The 17,614-nt window shown below is 62.8% G+C and carries 19 protein-coding genes; 7 read left to right on the forward strand and 12 right to left on the reverse strand.

What is annotated here, in order from left to right:
- Positions 1-146 precede the first annotated feature (146 nt).
- Positions 147-713, forward strand: coding sequence for a PadR family transcriptional regulator (locus tag GVL52_RS14730; RefSeq protein WP_160008331.1), 567 nt, complete (start codon positions 147-149; stop codon positions 711-713).
- 110 nt (positions 714-823) lie between these two features.
- Here the strand turns inward: GVL52_RS14730 and map are convergent, their stop codons facing one another.
- The 8 genes from map to GVL52_RS14770 all read right to left on the reverse strand — a co-directional run bounded on the left by map (position 824) and on the right by GVL52_RS14770 (position 5,999).
- A complete protein-coding gene (gene map / locus GVL52_RS14735; RefSeq protein ID WP_160008333.1) occupies positions 824-1,582 on the reverse strand; it encodes a type I methionyl aminopeptidase in 759 nt (252 codons plus the stop codon).
- Positions 1,583-1,694: 112 nt separating this feature from the next.
- Positions 1,695-2,756, reverse strand: a complete 1,062-nt coding sequence (locus GVL52_RS14740) for an LLM class flavin-dependent oxidoreductase (RefSeq protein ID WP_160008335.1) — start codon at positions 2,754-2,756, stop codon at positions 1,695-1,697.
- A 68-nt stretch (positions 2,757-2,824) separates the two neighbouring features.
- Entirely contained in the window at positions 2,825-2,992 is a 168-nt protein-coding gene (locus tag GVL52_RS14745) for a hypothetical protein (RefSeq protein WP_160008337.1), read from the reverse strand.
- Positions 2,992-3,243, reverse strand: coding sequence for a type II toxin-antitoxin system Phd/YefM family antitoxin (locus GVL52_RS14750; protein WP_160008339.1), 252 nt, complete (start codon positions 3,241-3,243; stop codon positions 2,992-2,994). Before GVL52_RS14750 ends, GVL52_RS14745 begins: the two co-directional genes overlap by 1 nt.
- A gap of 93 nt (positions 3,244-3,336) precedes the next feature.
- Complete coding sequence (locus GVL52_RS14755) at positions 3,337-3,753, reverse strand: DoxX family protein (protein WP_160008341.1); 417 nt, start codon at positions 3,751-3,753, stop codon at positions 3,337-3,339.
- A 41-nt stretch (positions 3,754-3,794) separates the two neighbouring features.
- Positions 3,795-4,256, reverse strand: coding sequence for an SRPBCC family protein (locus GVL52_RS14760; protein WP_160008343.1), 462 nt, complete (start codon positions 4,254-4,256; stop codon positions 3,795-3,797).
- Between the two features lie 112 nt (positions 4,257-4,368).
- Positions 4,369-5,628, reverse strand: coding sequence for an RNA polymerase sigma factor (locus tag GVL52_RS14765; RefSeq protein ID WP_160008345.1), 1,260 nt, complete (start codon positions 5,626-5,628; stop codon positions 4,369-4,371).
- On the reverse strand, positions 5,625-5,999 hold the full coding sequence (locus GVL52_RS14770) for a YciI family protein (protein WP_160008347.1): 375 nt from the start codon (positions 5,997-5,999) through the stop codon (positions 5,625-5,627). Before GVL52_RS14770 ends, GVL52_RS14765 begins: the two co-directional genes overlap by 4 nt.
- Positions 6,000-6,238: 239 nt before the next feature.
- Here GVL52_RS14770 and GVL52_RS14775 point away from each other — a divergent pair, with 239 nt between their 5' ends.
- Positions 6,239-7,261, forward strand: coding sequence for an acyltransferase (locus GVL52_RS14775; RefSeq protein WP_160008349.1), 1,023 nt, complete (start codon positions 6,239-6,241; stop codon positions 7,259-7,261).
- A gap of 52 nt (positions 7,262-7,313) precedes the next feature.
- Here the strand turns inward: GVL52_RS14775 and GVL52_RS14780 are convergent, their stop codons facing one another.
- Positions 7,314-7,721, reverse strand: coding sequence for an OsmC family protein (locus tag GVL52_RS14780; protein ID WP_160008351.1), 408 nt, complete (start codon positions 7,719-7,721; stop codon positions 7,314-7,316).
- Positions 7,722-7,785: 64 nt separating this feature from the next.
- Entirely contained in the window at positions 7,786-9,279 is a 1,494-nt protein-coding gene (gene glpK / locus GVL52_RS14785; protein WP_160008353.1) for a glycerol kinase GlpK, read from the reverse strand.
- A 402-nt stretch (positions 9,280-9,681) separates the two neighbouring features.
- Here glpK and GVL52_RS14790 point away from each other — a divergent pair, with 402 nt between their 5' ends.
- The 4 genes from GVL52_RS14790 to xdhC all read left to right on the forward strand — a co-directional run bounded on the left by GVL52_RS14790 (position 9,682) and on the right by xdhC (position 15,809).
- Positions 9,682-10,458, forward strand: coding sequence for a 3-hydroxybutyrate dehydrogenase (locus GVL52_RS14790; protein WP_160008355.1), 777 nt, complete (start codon positions 9,682-9,684; stop codon positions 10,456-10,458).
- 34 nt (positions 10,459-10,492) lie between these two features.
- The gene (gene xdhA, locus GVL52_RS14795; RefSeq protein WP_160008357.1) at positions 10,493-11,959 is read left to right on the forward strand and encodes a xanthine dehydrogenase small subunit; all 1,467 of its coding nucleotides are present in this window, start codon (positions 10,493-10,495) and stop codon (positions 11,957-11,959) included.
- Positions 11,960-12,242: 283 nt separating this feature from the next.
- Entirely contained in the window at positions 12,243-14,582 is a 2,340-nt protein-coding gene (gene xdhB / locus GVL52_RS14800) for a xanthine dehydrogenase molybdopterin binding subunit (RefSeq protein WP_160008359.1), read from the forward strand.
- 417 nt (positions 14,583-14,999) lie between these two features.
- Positions 15,000-15,809 carry a xanthine dehydrogenase accessory protein XdhC gene (gene xdhC / locus GVL52_RS14805; RefSeq protein WP_160008361.1) on the forward strand — a complete coding sequence of 270 codons (810 nt, stop codon included), beginning with the start codon at positions 15,000-15,002 and terminating at the stop codon, positions 15,807-15,809.
- Here xdhC and GVL52_RS30895 read toward each other — a convergent pair.
- Positions 15,785-15,988 carry a hypothetical protein gene (locus GVL52_RS30895; protein ID WP_160008363.1) on the reverse strand — a complete coding sequence of 68 codons (204 nt, stop codon included), beginning with the start codon at positions 15,986-15,988 and terminating at the stop codon, positions 15,785-15,787. The genes xdhC and GVL52_RS30895 overlap by 25 nt on opposite strands.
- 101 nt (positions 15,989-16,089) lie before the next feature.
- Between GVL52_RS30895 and GVL52_RS14815 the strand changes: the two genes are divergently transcribed.
- Positions 16,090-17,016: a LysR substrate-binding domain-containing protein gene (locus GVL52_RS14815; RefSeq protein ID WP_160008365.1), complete on the forward strand. Its 927-nt coding sequence runs from the start codon at positions 16,090-16,092 to the stop codon at positions 17,014-17,016.
- Here the strand turns inward: GVL52_RS14815 and GVL52_RS14820 are convergent.
- On the reverse strand, positions 16,992-17,324 hold the full coding sequence (locus GVL52_RS14820) for a hypothetical protein (protein WP_160008367.1): 333 nt from the start codon (positions 17,322-17,324) through the stop codon (positions 16,992-16,994). The genes GVL52_RS14815 and GVL52_RS14820 overlap by 25 nt on opposite strands.
- Between the last annotated feature and the right edge of the window lie 290 nt (positions 17,325-17,614).

Below are 17,614 nucleotides of genomic sequence, written 5' to 3' on the forward strand. Positions count from 1 at the left end.
CTTATGGCGGCGCAAGATTGAACTCACAATCAAGAATTTCTGATCGACTGATCAATTTCAGGAATTCTCGACCTCACTCTTGAAATCAATTATCTTACGATATATGTTTTACGACATAATCAACGATACATCATAAGGAGTGATCGATGAGAGGATTTAGAGGTGGAATGATGGGCGGCGGCGGTTTTCGCATGGGGCGGAAATTTGCGGCCGGCGACCTGCAGCTGGTGATCCTGGCGCTATTGGCCGAACAGCCGCGCCACGGCTACGAGATGATCAAGTTGCTGGAGGAGCGCTCCGGCGGCTTCTACGTGCCGAGCCCCGGCGTCATCTATCCCGCACTGACCTATCTGGAAGAAACCGGCCTCGCCGATGTCGAGAGCGAAGGCACAAAGAAGCTCTACCGCATCACCGACAGCGGCCGCAAACTGGTCGAGGAGAACAGTTCGATGATTGAAATGACACTCGGAAAGCTGGAACGCATCGGCGAGAAGATGGCGCATGTGCGCCGCATCTTCGATCCGGAAAGCCGTGGCGGAGACCGCGAGGAAGAGCCCTTCCCCGAAGACAAGACCGAAGTCGCCGCCGCCCGCATGCTGCTGAAATCGGCGCTGCGGCTGCGCTACCCCTGGTCGAAGGAAGAAGCCAAGCGCATCGCCGGCATCCTGGAGCGCGCCGCCGCGGACATCCTGCAGTCGGGCAAAAGAGATTGAGCCTGACAAGCGTAGGATGAAGGCTGCACGCAGCCACCCTCACCCCGGCATCCCGGGGTGGGTAACCCTTCCAAATCATATCGTAAGATAAGACCCTGCCGAACCGGCGCCTATGACTGGCCGTCGGCCAGCGTCAGGATCAGCGGCCCGTTGCGGGTCGCCACCACGGTGTGTTCGTACTGCACCGTCGGCGCCTGCGGATCGCCATAGAGCGTCCATGCATCGTCGCCACCTTCCGCCCATGTCGCGCCCAGCGACAGGAACGGCTCGACGGTAAACACCAGCCCATCGGTCATGATCCGCTTTTCGGATGGATCCGGCCATGTCGATAGTTCGCCCGGCTCCTCATGCAGCGAACGGCCGACGCCGTGGCTGGCGAGGTTGGCCACCAGCGTATAGCGGTTCTTCGCCGCGAAGGCACCGATCGCCTGGCCGATCTTGGCCAGCGGCTCGTCTGCTTTCACCTGATTGAGACCGACCCAAAGCGCCCGCTTGCCATCGCGGCAGAGCTTGTCGATCTTCGATTTCGATGGCGGCACCACGAACGAGGCGCCGGTATCGGAAAAGAACCCGTCCTTTTCTGCAGATACGTCGATATTGACGAGGTCGCCTGGCTTGATGATCCGGGGACCTGGAATACCGTGGGCGATTTCCTCGTTGACGCTGATGCAGGTGGCACCTGGAAACTGATAGCAGAACTCCGGCGCCGAGCGGGCGCCTGAACTTTCCAGCACCTTGCGGCCGATCTCGTCGAGCTCAAGCGTGGTAATCCCCGGCTCCAGCGCCGCTGCCATGATCTGCATGGCATTGGCGCAGATGCGGCCGATTTCCTTCAGCTTGAGCAACTCGTCTTCGGTCTCGATAATCATGAAATTCCGTTTCCGGCCTCGTCTGGTGGCCGGTCGGCCGGCTCTCGCTTCATCAGGAGAACACGAGGCCGACGGAAATCCAACTCATCCTTTACGCCATCATGCTCGTGCTTTAGGCGCTGGCTTTCGCGCCTTCGCTGCTTTCAGTCAATGCCTTTCTGACGATCGGCGCGACTTTCGTACCGTAGAGCTCGATGCCGCGCATGATCTGCTCGTGCGGCATCAGGCCGATTGCCATCTGCAGCAGGAAGCGGTCGTTCTTGAACAGAGCGTGATGGGCAATGATCTTTTCGGCCACCACCTCGGGATCGCCGACGAACAGCGCACCGTTCGGCCCCCGCGACGCATCGAAATGCGCCCGGTTGGTTGGCCCCCAGCCGCGCTCGCGCCCGATCCGGTTCATCACCTCGGCCTGAGGACCATAGAACTGGTCGGCGGCCGCCTCGGTGGTATCGGCAATGAAGCCGTGGACGTTGATGCTAGTCTTCAGCTTCGCCTGGTCCTGCCCGGCCCGGCGCGCCGCCTCGCGGTAGAGATCGAACAGCGGTGCAAACCGGTGCGGCTCGCCGCCGATGATCGCCAGCGCCACCGGCAGCCCGAGAGCGCCGGCGCGCGCCACCGATTGCGGCGTGCCGCCAACGGCGATCCAGATCGGCAAGGGCTCTTGAAACGGCTGCGGATAGACGCCGCGACCATTGATCGCCGGCCGCATCTCGCCCGACCAGTTGACCACCTCGCCATCGCGCAGCGCCAAAAGCAGATCGAGCTTTTCCTCGAACAGCTGGTCGTAATCCTCAAGCTTGTAGCCGAACAGCGGGAAGGATTCGATGAACGACCCCCGACCGGCCATGATCTCGGCGCGGCCGTTGGAGAGAAGATCGAGCGTCGAGAATTGCTGAAACACCCGGACCGGATCGTCGGAGCTCAGCACCGTCACCGCACTCGTCAGCCGGATGTTCTTCGTTTTCACCGCGGCCGCTGCCAGCGCCACCGCAGGGGCTGACGCCGCATAATCCGGCCGGTGATGCTCGCCGAGCCCGAAGACATCGAGCCCCACCTGATCGGCGAGTTCGATCTCCTCGATCAGATGCTTCAGCCGCTCGGCCCCTTCCGCACCTTTGCTCCTGGTCGGATTGGGGTTGACGTCGGCGAAGGTGTAAAGGCCCAGTTCCATGGTCTGCATCCCGTTCAATGACTGGCTTTGCAGATAAGGATGGCGCAGAAGGCGCGCAATGACAAATTCTAGAACGGATCGTTCGATAAACTTGATGGGCAGGCTATTTCGGGCCGTCCCAGGGGTTGCACCACATCGAGTGCGACACCGCCGAACCAGGCATCAAAGGCCGGGTCAGCTTTGCCGTTGCGCAGCTTTCGCAGTTCGGAGACGACGTTGGTGTCGAGAAGATACATCAGGAAAAATCGACAGGCTTGATACCGGTATCGTCGAGCTTCGGGATCTCGAATTCGATCTCGTCGGCACCCGGCACATAGAAGGCATCGCCGATCGACCCTTCCTGCTTGGTGATCTTCCGGTACTCGTCCACCGTCATCAACACATAGGCCGGCCGGCCCCGATTGATGATGATGACAGGCCCGTCCTTGGTCGCCCGGACGGCGCTGCTTCGATTCTGGTTGAATTCGCGGCTGCTGATCACGGTCATGGCAACACCTCTTTGTAGCTACGTTACTACATCAAACAATCACTTCCAAATGCCAGATGGGCACTGCCAAATCCGACTCCGATTTCAATGCCTTCAGAGCCGCAACGGAATCATTTTACGAACCGCCTCGGAGCGCAGATAGAGCCCGCCCCAGGCCATCAGCCCGAGATAGACGCCGAACAGCAGATGCGAAAACACCGGGCTCCCCACCCTCAGATGCGTGGCAATCGCCCCGCCGAGCAGGCCGGTGAGCAGGATGGCGCCGAGCACCGAAGTGCGCGGAATGGCGTAAAGCAGCGCGCAGGCGAGCGTGACGACGCCAATGCTGCGGGCAAGCGTCGGGTCCCCGGAATAGCCGAGCCCCATCAGCGTCTCGGTCACCGGCGCGATCGGCACCATCTTGATCGCCCCGTCGAAGACGAGGAAGGCGACGAGCAGGCCGCTCATCACCCTGCCCAAGATGGCCTGCCAGCGCGGCCGAACGGCGCTTGATTCAACAACTGCGGACATCACTCCATCCCCCTGTTCGGACTCGTCAATTCATGTCCTGGTCACATCCGGGCCAGCAGCTCGGCGAGCTGGTCGGCACATTTGCCCCAGCCCTCGTGAAAACCCATCTGCTCGTGGGTCTTCTTGTCCTCGGCGGTCCAGTGCGCCGCCGTCGCCGTGTATTTCGTCCTGTCATTTCCGAGGTCTCCGAGCAGCACGGTGGCGGTCATGAACGGCTTTTCCGACGGCACCCAGGCGCTGGTATAGGCGTCGGTGAACACCAGCTTCTCGTTCTCGATCACTTCGAGATAGACGCCGCGGTTCGGAAACTCCTGGCCCTCGGGGCTGCGCATGACGATCACATTGGCGCCGCCGGGCCGCACGTCGAGCGTGGCATCGGCAATCGTCCAGGGGCGCGGCACGAACCACTCCTTCATCAACACCGGATCGGTCCAGGCCTTGAAGATCTTCTCGCGCGGCGCATCGAATTCGCGGACCAGAACCAGTTCGTGTTCGGATGTCATGTCTGCTATCTCCTGTTGATAAAAACCCGTTTGTATCCAGCCTGTTACCAAGCTTTCTACAAGGACGTCGGATGTACCGCCGATCCGACAACAGGCAAGATTTTTCCAGGACTTATTTCGCAGCGGGCGTTGCCGCCATCATCTGCAGGCCGTCGATCTGCATGCGGATATGCGCAGCCTCGGCCGCCGAATGGGCGAGCGCAATGGCGCGATCGAACGCCTCGCGCGCCTCCCGCGCCCGGCCGATCTGCTTGAGTAGCCCGCCACGCAGGCCGTGATAATAGAAGTAGCCGTCGAGCTTTTCTCCCAGCGTCTCCACCAGCCGCAACGCCTCTTCCGGCCCCCTGAGCTTCGACACAGCAACCGCCCGGTTGAGCGTGATCACAGGCGAAGGCTGGATGCGCTCCAGCGCCCGGTAGAGCAGCTCGATCTCTTCCCAGTCGGTGTCCTCGGCGCGCCTGGCGCGCGAATGCAGCGCCGCGATCGCCGCCTGACACTGGTAGGTCCCGGGCTGCCGATGGCGGATCGCCTTGTCGAGCAGCGCCAGCGCCTCGTTGATCAGCTCGCGGTTCCAGCGCGACCGATCCTGATCCTCGAGCAGCACGATCTCGTTGTTACCGGTGAAGCGCGCCGCGCGCCGGGAGACCTGTAACAGCATCAACGCCAGCAACCCCATGATCTCCGGCTCGCCGGGAAAGATCCGCAGCAACAGCCGCCCGAGCCGGATCGCCTCGTCGCTGAAGGCGCAGGCCTCATGCTTCGGATCCGCCTGGCTGTACCCCTCGTTGAACACCAGATAGATCATCGTGCTGACGATCTGCAACCGCTCGGCTCTTTCAGTCGCATCCGGCGTTTCGAACGGCACACCGGCCTTGGCGACACGCGCCTTGGCCCGGGTGATCCGCTGCTCCATGGCACTGTCGCCGACCAGAAAGGCCCGCGCGATCTGCTGCACCGACAGCCCGGAGACGATACGCAGCGCCAGCGCGATCTGCTGCGTCGCCGGCAGGTCGGGATGGCAGCAGATGAACAGCAGCCGCAGGATATCGTCACGGTAGTTGGAATCGTCCAGCCGCTCGGCGATATCGCTCTCGGCGTCCCCGGTATCGGAGATCAGCTCCTCGTCGGGCAGCGCCTGCGTCTTCGAGCGCTTGCGCATCGCATCGATACCGCTGTTGCGGCCGACGAAGATCAGCCATGCCGTCGGATCGCGCGGCGGGCCTTTCTCCGGCCAGGTGCGGATGGCGCGCAGACAGGCCTCCTGAAAGGCCTCTTCGGCGATATCGAGATCGCGAAAATATCGGAGCAGCGCGCCAAGCGCCTTCGGCCGGGCCGAAGACAGCGTCACGTCGATCCAGGCAATGTCTGTCATGTCGGGGTTTCTCCGGGCCTGAAGACGTAGAACGGCCGAATTTCATAGGATGACGAGCCGGGATTGACCGACGACAGCGCCTTGGAAAAGGCCACAGCCTCGTCCAGCGTGTCGAAATCGACCACGTAGAAGCCGAGCAGCGCTTCCTTGGTTTCGGCAAACGGCCCGTCGAGCACCAGCGGCTCTTCTCTGCCCTTGCGCACCGTCGTCGCCGTCGTCGTCGGCATCAGCCGCCCGACCGGCCCGAGCTTGCCCGCCTTGGCGATCGGCTCCTGCACCGCCTGCAGCTTCGCCATCACGGCGTCCTCCTCCTCCTTGGTCCAGGAGAAAACCGTCTCTTCATTGGCATAACAAAGGATCGCGTAAAGCATCTCTCACTCCTCTTCCTCAATGACGAAGGAGTAACGCGACAGCCGACAGGACGCAGCAAAAATTACAGAGGGCTAAAGTAGATTTGTCTTCCCCGGTTGCGGCTTTCACAGCGCGCGCCAGGGCCGCATCGCAACGACGGCAATCGAGGATGGCGCAGTGAATTTTCTGCTACCCCTAGTTTTCGCCGCAAAGTATCTGTGTATGATGCTGCAGCGCAAAATCGAAGGGGCGGCCGACCATGCAGCAGAAGGATCGTATCGAGTGGCTGGATATCGCCAAGGGCATGTCGATCATCCTCGTCGTGATTTACCACACGCTCCTGTATCATGACTTCCACGCCATCGCGCCGGACGTCTACACCCGCATCAGCGGCATCATGACGCCGATCCGCATGCCGCTGTTCTTTTCGGTTTCCGGCTTTCTCGCCGCCTCCGCCATGAAGGCGCCATGGCGCGACTTCCTGGTTCGCAAGATATGGCTGCTCGTCTATCTGTTCGCCATCTGGGGCACGGCCCGCTGGCTGTTCTTCCGCTATGTCCAGACCAATGTGCTTGTTCCGACCGAAGGCAGCGATCCCTATCAGCTGCTGCAAATGTGGTGGGCGCCGAACACCGGCATCTGGTTCATCTGGGCGCTGGCCATCTTCATGATCGCCACCAAGCTGCTCTCCGCCATCCACCACGCAACGACGATCGCCATCGCCGCCATCATCTCGCTGCTGACCTTCGGCGAGCATTTGCAAATCGATCTTTTCACCCATCGCAACGTGCTGCAGTATTTCGTCTTCTTCCTGTTCGGATGCTGGTACGGCAAGTCGGTGGTTACGGTCGTCACCCGGCGTCCGGTGCTGATGGCCCTTGGCGGCTTCCTGTTGTTTTCAGCGCTCTACGTCCTGCGCTGGCGCCTGCAGGCAATCGACAAGGGCAGTTGGGCAATGCTGTCCTCGATCGCCGGCCTTGCCTGGCTGTGCGGCACTTCAGTGCTGATATCGCGGTTGCAGCCGGCGCGGCACGCCTTCAGCTATTTCGGTCGCAACACGCTGCCTGTCTACGTCACCCACGTCATGATCGTCTCGCTGCTGGTCGCAGGTGTCGCAGCACGTGTCGGCGGCAGCGCTGCAATGGGTTATCTGACCGCACCGCTGATCTGCGCCGTTGCGATCGGCCTGTCGCTCGCCATCAAGGCCGCGGCCGATCGCGGCGGCGCAGCCTGGCTTTACACGCCGCCGATGCAGCGGCAACGGCGGGCGGTCGCCGCCTGACGTCAGGCACAGCCCAAGGGCCCGCCCGGGGCCAGCCAAGGCATCGTGCCAATCAGGCCACAGTCTCAATGCTGACCGCAATACCGCGCTGGAGCGAGTTGCTGACCATGCAACTTGCCTTGGCCCTCTCGATGACATCGCGCGCGCTCGATCCATCGGCCTTTTCGCAATCCACCCGCATGATCATCGCCCTTGCCAGCAAAGGGCTGCCGTCGAGTTCGATGGTTACAGACACCGCAATCCTGCCAAGCACGACGCCCATCTCGTCAGCCGTATAGCGAAGATCGTTGCAGAAGCAGCCGCCGAGCGACAGCGCCAGCAACTGGCCGCCATTGAACCCCAATCCCTTGCCGCCCGCCCGGCCCTCAGGCCGATCGATCACAATCGTATGCCCGCCGGCCCAGCCCATCGCGGCCTCCGTCCCCTCGACATTCCGCAACTCGACCGTCATCGCCACCATGCGCCCACCCTCCGCTCCGATACGGGAAAACTAGCGTCACAGCGGCAAAACGAAAGTCCGGCCTCTACCCCTCGCTCAGCGTCCGCTTCACGGCACTGCGCCAGCCCTTCAGTTTCGCCGCCCTTGTCTTCTCGTCCATGACGGGCTCGAAGCGGTTGTTGCGTTTCCAGCTTTTGGCAAAGCCCGCCTTGTCGGGCCACACCCCCGCCCGGCTGCCGGCAAGCCACGCGGCCCCCAGCGCCGTGGTCTCCAGGATGTCAGGCCGATCGACCGGCGCGTCGAGAATGTCGGCCAGCCGCTGCATCGTCCAGTCGGACGCCACCATGCCGCCATCGACGCGCAGCACCGTCTCCTCGACGCCGCCCTTCCAGTCCTTGTGCATCGCGTCCAGCAGGTCGCGCGACTGGTAGCAGACCGCTTCCAGCGCGGCGCGGGCAAACTCCCGCGGCCCGCTGTTGCGCGTCAGCCCAAAGATCGCGCCCCGCGCATTGGCATCCCAGTGCGGCGCCCCGAGCCCGGTGAAGGCCGGCACCAGATAGACCTCCTGCGTCGGATCGGCTGCTTCCGCCAGTTCCCCAGTCTTCGAGGCGCTGTCGATGATCCCCAGCCCATCGCGCAGCCATTGCACGGCAGCACCGGCAATGAAGATCGACCCCTCCAGCGCATAGGTGGTCTCGCCGTTCAGCCGGTAGGCGATGGTGGTCAGCAGCCGGTTCTTCGAGCGCACCATGTCGGTACCGGTGTTGAGCACCGCAAAGCAGCCCGTGCCATAGGTCGATTTCATCATCCCCGGCTCGAAGCAGGCCTGCCCGATCGTCGCCGCATGCTGGTCGCCGGCCACCCCGAGAATCGGGATGGCAGCGCCGAGGATATCAGGCTCGGTGACGCCGAAGTCGTCAGCGCAATCCTTCACCTCCGGCAGCATGGCGGATGGAACCCGGAGAATCTCCAGCAGGTCCTTGTCCCAGCGGTTTTCGGCAATGTTGTACATCAGCGTCCGCGACGCATTGGTGGCATCGGTGGCAAAGCTCTTGCCGCCGGTCAGCCGCCAGATCAGGAAGGTGTCGATGGTGCCGAAGCAGAGCTCGCCCTTGGCGGCACGCGCCCGCGCGCCCTTCACATTGGCAAGCATCCAGGAGAGTTTGGTGCCTGAAAAATAGGGATCGAGCAGCAGCCCGGTCTTCTTGGTAAAGGTCTTTTCCAGCTCCTGCTTCTTCAGCTTGTCGCAATTGCCAGCCGTGCGCCGGTCCTGCCAGACGATCGCATTGTGGATCGGCTTGCCGCTGTCGCGCTCCCAGACGACGACGGTCTCGCGCTGGTTGGTAATGCCGAGGGCGGCGATATCCTTGGCAGTGATCTTCGCCTCGCGGATTGCCATCTTGATGGTCGAGAGCACCGAGTCCCAGATCTCCTCCGGATCGTGCTCGACCCAGCCGGAGCGCGGATAGATCTGCTTGAACTCCTTCTGGCCGGCACCGGCGATCTTCATCTCGCCATCGAACACGATCGCCCGCGTCGATGTCGTCCCCTGGTCGATCGCCAGAACATATCCCGCCATAGTCTTCCTCCCTCGACTGCTTTGAACGAATGAATAATCCAGCAAAACGAATGTGAAAAGAAATTAAAGTGAAATTTCTTGCCTTCCTGCGTCTTCCTCGCGGCGCGTCCGGACAACCTCAACGTTGAATTCCGGGCGCCGTGGTTAGATCGTCGGCACGAGGCCGAGGATGACGCGGAACAAGAGGAAACGTCTTTCTTTCAATTGCTTAGGTAAGGTGATCGCCCTCTCCTCCGTCTTCCTCGGGCTTGTCCCGAGGATCTGCCGCCGCTGCATCCGCGCGACGTGATTGGCTCCCCGAGACAAGGGCGCAGGCGCGCCGCCTCACCCCGATTGCCAGCCCCGCCGCTTTCGGACTAGGCTCGCACAACGGCGTTACAGCACCACGAGACGGAGGAAGTCATGGCCAGAACAGTCGTCGTCACCGGATCCACCAGCGGCATCGGGCTGGCGATCGCCGCGGCCTTTGCCGGCAAGGGCGACAACCTCGTCATCAACGGCTTCGGAAAACCCGAAGAAATCAAGGCGATAGTCGCCCGACTTGAATCGATCTCGAAGGCCGGCGTCATCCATCATCCGGCCGACATGACCAGGCCCGCCGAGATTGCCGACCTGATCGAGACGGCTGCCAAAACCTTCGGCACGGTCGACGTGCTGGTCAACAATGCCGGCATCCAGCATGTCGAGAAGATCGAGGATTTCCCGATCGACAAGTGGGACCAGATCATCGCAATCAATCTCTCCAGCGCCTTCCTCACCATGCGTTCGACCATTCCGCTGATGAAGGCGAAGAAACACGGCCGCATCATCAACATCGCCTCGGCGCATGCGCTGGTCGCCTCGCCGTTCAAATCTGCCTATGTCGCGGCAAAGCATGGTATATTGGGCCTGACGAAAACGGCAGCGCTGGAGCTTGCCGAGTCGGGCGTGACGGTGAATGCGATTTGCCCGGGATACGTGCTGACGCCACTGGTCGAAAAGCAGATCCCGGATACCGCCAGGGCCCGTGGCATGACCGAGGAACAGGTCAAGACCGAAGTCATCCTGAAGGCCCAGCCGACGCATGAATTCGTCAAGGCGGAAGAGATCGGCGCACTGGCGCTCTATCTCGCCAGCGACGACGCAAGACAGGTCACCGGCACGCATATCTCGATTGACGGTGGCTGGACGGCGGCATAACCATTTCAAATAAGGACAAAAAACAGGGAACGACATGAACGACTGCATCCGCTTCATCCTCAATGGCGAAGACATTTCGCTTGGAAATGTCAGGCCGACCGAGACGCTTCTCGATTTTCTGCGGTTGAAGCGCCGGCTGACCGGCACCAAGGAAGGATGCGCCGAGGGCGACTGCGGCGCCTGCACCGTTCTCGTCGGCCGCCTGATCGACGGCAAGTTGCACTATGAATCCGTCAATGCCTGCATCCGCTTCGTCGGCTCGCTGAACGCCACCCATGTCGTCACCGTCGAGCATCTGGCCTCCAAGGACGGCACGCTGCATCCGGTGCAGCAGGCGATGGTCGATTGTCACGGTTCGCAATGCGGCTTCTGCACCCCCGGCTTCGTGATGTCGCTCTATGGGCTGTGGCTGGCCAACAGCAATCCCGGCCGCCCGGAGATCGAAAAGGCGCTGCAGGGCAATCTCTGTCGCTGCACCGGCTACGAGCCGATCGTCAAGGCCGCCGAGCAGGTCAGCCGGACGCGCCCGAGCGCCCTGTTCGACCCGCTGGAGCGCACCCGCTCAGAGGTGGTGGCCCGGCTCTGGGCAATGCAGCCGTCGAGCACCATCTCGATCACATCAGGCGACGAGCGCCTGCTGATCCCGGGTTCCGAGGAGGCGCTGGCCCGCATACTCGCCGACGAACCGAACGCCACCGTCGTTGCCGGCTCCACCGATGTCGGTCTGTGGGTGACCAAGCAGATGCGGGCGCTGAACCCCGTCGTCTTCATCAACCACCTGTCCGAACTGCAGACCATCACGGCTGGCGAAGGCGGCTTCACCATCGGCGCCGGTGTCACCTATACCCGCGCCTTCGAGACCATCGCCGGCAAAGTGCCGACGCTCGGCCGGCTGATCGACCGCATCGGCGGCGAGCAGGTGCGCAACATGGGCACGATCGGCGGCAACATCGCCAACGGCTCGCCGATCGGCGACAGCCCGCCACCACTGATCGCCCTCGGCGCCACCGTCAAGCTGCGCTCCACGCAGGGCACGCGGATGCTGCGGCTTGAGGATTACTTCATCGACTACGGCAAGCAGGACCGCCGCCCCGGCGAATTCGTCGAAGGCCTGTTCGTTCCATACCCGGCCGAAGACACCAAATTCGCCGTCTACAAGATCACCAAGCGCCGCGACGAGGACATCACCGCCGTCCTCGGCGCCTTCTACCTGACGCTCGACGAACAGGGCGACGTCAACGACATCCGCATCGCCTTCGGCGGCATGGCCGGCACCCCGAAGCGCGCTCGCGCCGTCGAGAGCGAGTTGCTGGGCCGGCCGTGGACCGAGGCAACGATCAAGGCCGCGCGTGACGCCTTCGATGTCGATTACCAGCCGCTCAACGACTGGCGTGCCACGGCGGAATACCGACAACTGACGGCGAAGAACCTGCTGACGCGGTTCTATCTTGAGACCTCTGGAACGCCGGCGGAATTGCGGCGGTTCGAGGAGGTGGCGTGATGATGACGATCTTGGACGCTTGCGCAAGCCAGCCCCCTCATCCGGCTGCCGCCACCTTCTCCCCGCTGGGGAGAAGAGACTCGTGGTGTGGGCACAGGCAAACAGCGCCGAAGGCTATAGTGTCTAAAGTTTGGACCAGCGACAGCCGTAGTCTCCCCCTTCTACCCAACGGGGAGAAGGTGCCCGCAGGGCGGATGAGGGGGCGGCACGGCACCATGCCAGCGACCACCCTACCCACCAACCTCAACCATCATTCATCCCCCACCACAGGAGGCAAACTCTGATGGACAAGTCTGCCTTCCCCGATCCGAAATTCGTCATCACGGGCGCGATGCACGCCAACCAGCGCCACGACAGCGCCCACAAGCACGTCACCGGCGCCGCCGACTATATCGACGACCTGCCGGAACCAGCCGACCTGCTGCACGGCGCGCTCGGCCTCTCCGACCGCGCCCATGCCGAGATCGTCAGCATGGACCTCTCGGCCGTCGCAGCCACGCCCGGCGTCGTCTGGGTGTTCACCAGCAAGGACGTTCCCGGGATCAACGACGTCAGCTCCAACGGCAGCCATGACGAGCCGCTGCTCGCCGAAACCAGGGTGGAATTCCACCAGCAGCCGATCTTCGCCGTCATTGCCGAAAGCCGCGACATTGCGCGCCGCGCCGCCCGCAAGGCGAAGATCGAATACCGCGATCTCCCGCACTGGAGCGATATCGACGGCGCGCTTGAAAATGGCGGCGCGCTGGTCACCAGCCCGATGACGCTGCAGCGCGGCGAAGCCAAGGCGGAGATGGCCAATGCAAAGCGCCGGCTGAAAGGACAGATGCGGATCGGCGGCCAGGAGCATTTCTACCTCGAGAGCCACATCGCCATGGCCATCCCCGGCGAGGATGACGACGTCACCGTCTGGTCGTCCACCCAGCACCCGAGCGAGATCCAGCATATCGTCGGCCACGTGCTCGACATTCCATCCAACGCGGTCACGGTCAACGTGCGCCGCATGGGCGGCGGTTTCGGCGGCAAGGAAACCCAGGGCAACCAGTTTGCGGCACTCGCCGCCATCGCCGCCAAGAAGCTGAAGCGGGCGATCAAGTTCCGCCCCGACCGCGACGAGGACATGGCAGCGACAGGCAAGCGCCACGACTTCTTGGTCGACTACGAACTCGGCTTCGACGACGACGGCCGTATCCACGCGGTCGATGCCACCTATGCGGCCCGCTGTGGCTTCTCGTCCGACCTGTCGGGCCCGGTCACCGACCGCGCCCTGTTCCACGCCGACAGCAGCTATTTCTACCCGCATGTCTACCTGACCTCGAAGCCGCTGAAGACCCACACCGTCTCCAACACCGCCTTCCGAGGCTTCGGTGGACCGCAGGGCATGGTCGGTGGCGAGCGCTTCATCGAGGAGATTGCCTATGCCGTCGGCAAGGACCCGCTCGAGGTCCGCAAGCTGAATTTCTACGGCCAGCCCGGCTCCGGCCGCACCCTCACCCCCTATCACCAGGAGGTCGAGGACAGCATTCTGGAGCGCATCGTCGGCGAACTGGAAGAAAGCGCCGACTATCAGGCCCGCCGCGCCGCGATCATCGCCTTCAACCGCGACAGCCGCTACATCAAGAAGGGCATTGCCCTGACGCCGGTCAAATTCGGCATCTCCTTCACGTTGACGGCCTTCAACCAGGCCGGCGCCCTCGTTCATGTCTATTCGGATGGCTCGATCCACCTGAACCACGGCGGCACCGAAATGGGCCAGGGGCTCTACACCAAGGTGGCGCAGGTGCTGGCCGACAGCTTCCAGGTCGATATCGACCATGTGAAGATCACCGCGACGACGACAGGCAAGGTGCCGAACACCTCGGCCACGGCCGCCTCCTCCGGCACCGATCTCAACGGCATGGCTGCCTATGATGCCGCCCGCCAGATCAAGGAACGTCTCGTCGCTTTTGCCGCCGAAAAGTGGGAGGTTCCGGTCACCGACATCGCCTTCCTGCCGAACCGTGTCCGTGTCGGCAATCGCGAAATCCCGTTCCCCGATTTCATCAAGCAGGCCTATTTCGGCCGCGTGCAGCTTTCGGCCGCCGGCTTCTACAAGACCCCGAAGATCCACTGGGACCGCGCCGCCGGCCGCGGCACGCCGTTTTACTACTACTCCTACGGCGCCTCCTGCACCGAAGTGTCGATCGACACGCTGACTGGCGAATATCTGATCGACCGCACCGACATCCTCCACGATGTCGGCCGCTCGCTGAACCCGGCCATCGACATCGGCCAGGTCGAGGGCGCCTTCGTCCAGGGCATGGGCTGGCTGACCACCGAGGAGCTCTGGTGGGACGCCAAGGGGCGGCTGCGCACCCACGCGCCATCGACCTACAAGATCCCGCTCGCCTCCGACCGCCCGAAGATCTTCAACGTCAGGCTGGCCGAGTGGTCCGAAAACGCCGAACCCACCATCGGCCGCTCCAAGGCCGTCGGCGAACCGCCCTTCATGCTGGCGATATCGGTGCTGGAAGCGCTGTCGATGGCAGTCGCCAGCGTCGCCGACTACAAGGTCTGCCCGCGGCTGGACGCACCGGCAACGCCCGAGCGGGTGCTGATGGCGGTCGAGCGGATGAAGCTGGTGTGAGCATGAGCAGGGGGCCGTCCGGCGTATCAGGGATGCGAGAGCTGAAGGGGGCTGCACGCATGTCGTCTCCAACAGGCATCACCAAACGCAAGCCGGGCAAGACGACGCAGGCACGACGGCTACGACATGACGAAACGGACGAAGAGGGACGCATCTTCGCAAGAGATGACCTGTTGAGATTCTATCCTGCGATCGTTCGGTTTGAGGATAATCGATGACGGCACCTTCGAATCAAGGCCCCCTCATCCGCGGTGCACATGTTGCACCTGAACCCTTCGGGCTACCTTCTCCCCGTTGGGGAGAAGAGGGAGCAAGGGGCACGGCATCGGCCACAAGCCCCTTCTCCCCAACGGGGAGAAGATGCCGGCAGGCAGATGAGGGGGCGCCGCGGGCTCGACCAAACAACCGGCCGATCCCATGACCACCCTCACCCAGTTCCTCGCCGCCCACCCGGCAACCGTCCTCATCGACATCACCGCCACCCAGGGCTCCACCCCGCGCGAAGCCGGCACCTTCATGCTGGTCGCGGCCGACACCATCTGGGGCACCATCGGCGGTGGCCAGTTCGAGTTCATGGCGATCCACAACGCCCGCCAGATCCTGAACGGTTCGGGCGGCGCTGACAGCATGGACATCCCGCTTGGCCCCGAGATCGGCCAGTGCTGCGGTGGCCGCACGCAGTTGCGGTTCCGAACGGTCACCGACGTGATCGCCGCCGAACTGGAACGCAATCGCGAAGGCGAGCACCGGCCGGAGATCTACCTGTTCGGCGCCGGTCATGTCGGCCGCGCGCTGGCCGCGGCCCTCGCCCCGCTGCCCCTTGCGGTGACCGTCATCGAGACCCGACAGGACGAACTGGAAAATCTGCCACCAGAGACCAGAACCCGTCTTGTGGCGATGCCGGAAGCGCTGGTAAACGACATGCCTGAAGGCGCCGTCGTGGTGATCCTCACCCATGACCACGCGCTCGATTTCCTGATTGCCCGCGAGGCGCTCGCCCGCACCGATCTGGCCTACACCGGCATGATCGGCTCCGCCACCAAACGCGCCACCTTCGCCAACTGGCTGGTGCGCGAGGGCAATGGCGAAAGAAGGTGGACCGAGCGGCTGACACTGCCCATCGGCGGCACATCCGTCCGCGACAAGCGCCCCGAAGTCATCGCCGCCATGACGGCCGCCGAAATCCTGACGGCGCTGGCAGCCTATCGCCGGGGCTCCGCCTCGTAGAACGGGTCGCGCCCGTCCAGGAAGCCAAGGTCCCGCTTGACCCGATCCGGCATGCCCTCGAGATCCAGACGGTCCGGCCGCGCCAGCCGCCAGGCAAGCCGGCGGCAAAGGCTCGACAGCCATTGCGGCCGCGTTGAAACACTTGCTTTCTTGGGCTCTTCAAGAGCGGCACAGGCCATGACGTCACCTCGATAATCTGATCTCATGGCTTGCAGTCTGGCCCTCAAAATGCTGGAATTCCAATCGAACGATTGCAGGCATGCATAAAGAGAGCTTATCCATGAAACTGTCGAAGCAGGTCCCGTTGAACGCGCTGCGCGTCTTCGAGGCGGTCGCCCGCCTCGGCAGCTTCACCAGGGCCGGCGAAGAGCTCGGCATGACGCAGACGGCCGTCAGCTACCAGATAAAGCTGCTGGAGGAGAACATCGGCGAGCCGCTCTTCCTGCGCCGCCCACGCCAGATCAGCCTGACCGACGCCGGCGAGCAATTGCAGCCGAAGGTGACGGAGGCCTTCTCGCTGCTCAACGAGGCGATGGCCGAGGCTCGCGGCGACGTGCAATCGACGCTGTTGATCAACACCATCGCCACCTTTGCCTCGCACTGGCTGGCACGCCATCTCGGCTCGTTCCAGCTGGCCCATCCGGCCATCGCCGTCAGGCTGTCGACATCGGAGACGCTGATCGATTTCACCAGGGAACCCGTCGATGTTGCCATCCGCTCCGGCACCGGCGACTGGCGCGGGCTGTCGGCCGACCGGCTGATGGAGACCGATTTCTCGCCGATGCTGAGCCCGAAACTCGCAGAGAGCGTCGGCGGCATTCATAGGCCGGAAGATCTGTTGAAGCTGCCGATCATCGGGCCGAGCGACCCCTGGTGGCATCAATGGCTTGCGGCCGCTGGCGTAGAGACCCGCGGCCTCGAAACGCGACCGCGCAGCCAGTATGGCTCACAGACTTTCGAAGCGAGCGCTGCCGTGGCCGGACAGGGTGTCGCGATCCTGACGCCGGCCTTCTACGGCGACGAGCTGGCGCAGGGCCGGCTCTACCAGCCGTTCGAAATGACCTGCAGGGATGGCCGCGGCTACTGGCTTGTCTATGCCGAGGGCCGCCGCAACGTCCCCAAGATCAAGGCCTTCCGCAACTGGATCCTCAACGAAATCAAGGGGGACGAGACCTTGAAGCCTCAGTATCCCATCTCCGGCGCATAGAAACAGCGCGGCGTATCCTCGTTGGGAAACAGGCAGAGGTGGTAGTCGCCATCGCCCGATTTCAGCGCCCGGGTCATCGGCAGCAGGAAGATGTGGGCATGGGTGACAAGCCGGTGATCGCCCGGCACCAGGGTCACCCGATAGCCGCCCGGCGTCACAGCAACGCTCTTCGGCGGGATCATCTGGCAATCGCCGGTGTGCGCGTCGCCATTGCAGCAATACGGCTCGTAACTCCAGCCGGAAGGTGCGTCATGGGCATGCGCTAAGGAGGCAAAGGCAATCATCACAAACACAAGAATACTGCGCATTGGCATCTTCTCCGTCGACGAATGCGCCGCCACGCCGATGCGGTCCGCATCATACCCCGACGGCCTGAAACAAAACTGTAACCGAGTCCTGACATTTCAAGCGATGCTAAATTTTGAATGAATAATATTGCAGCGGCTGGCGTCGCTCTGTCTGCGCCACGCGCAGGCTCAGGATAGTGAGGATTTCAGCAATATTATGGTGATGCGAACGCCGACTGAAACGGCAGTGAACTCATCCCAAGATCATTCTGGGGAAGAGTGTAGAATGACGTCTTTCCCCTTCCCTCCGG

Origin of the sequence: Rhizobium sp. 18055, from assembly GCF_902706285.1 — a bacterium.
GTDB lineage: Bacteria > Pseudomonadota > Alphaproteobacteria > Rhizobiales > Rhizobiaceae > Rhizobium.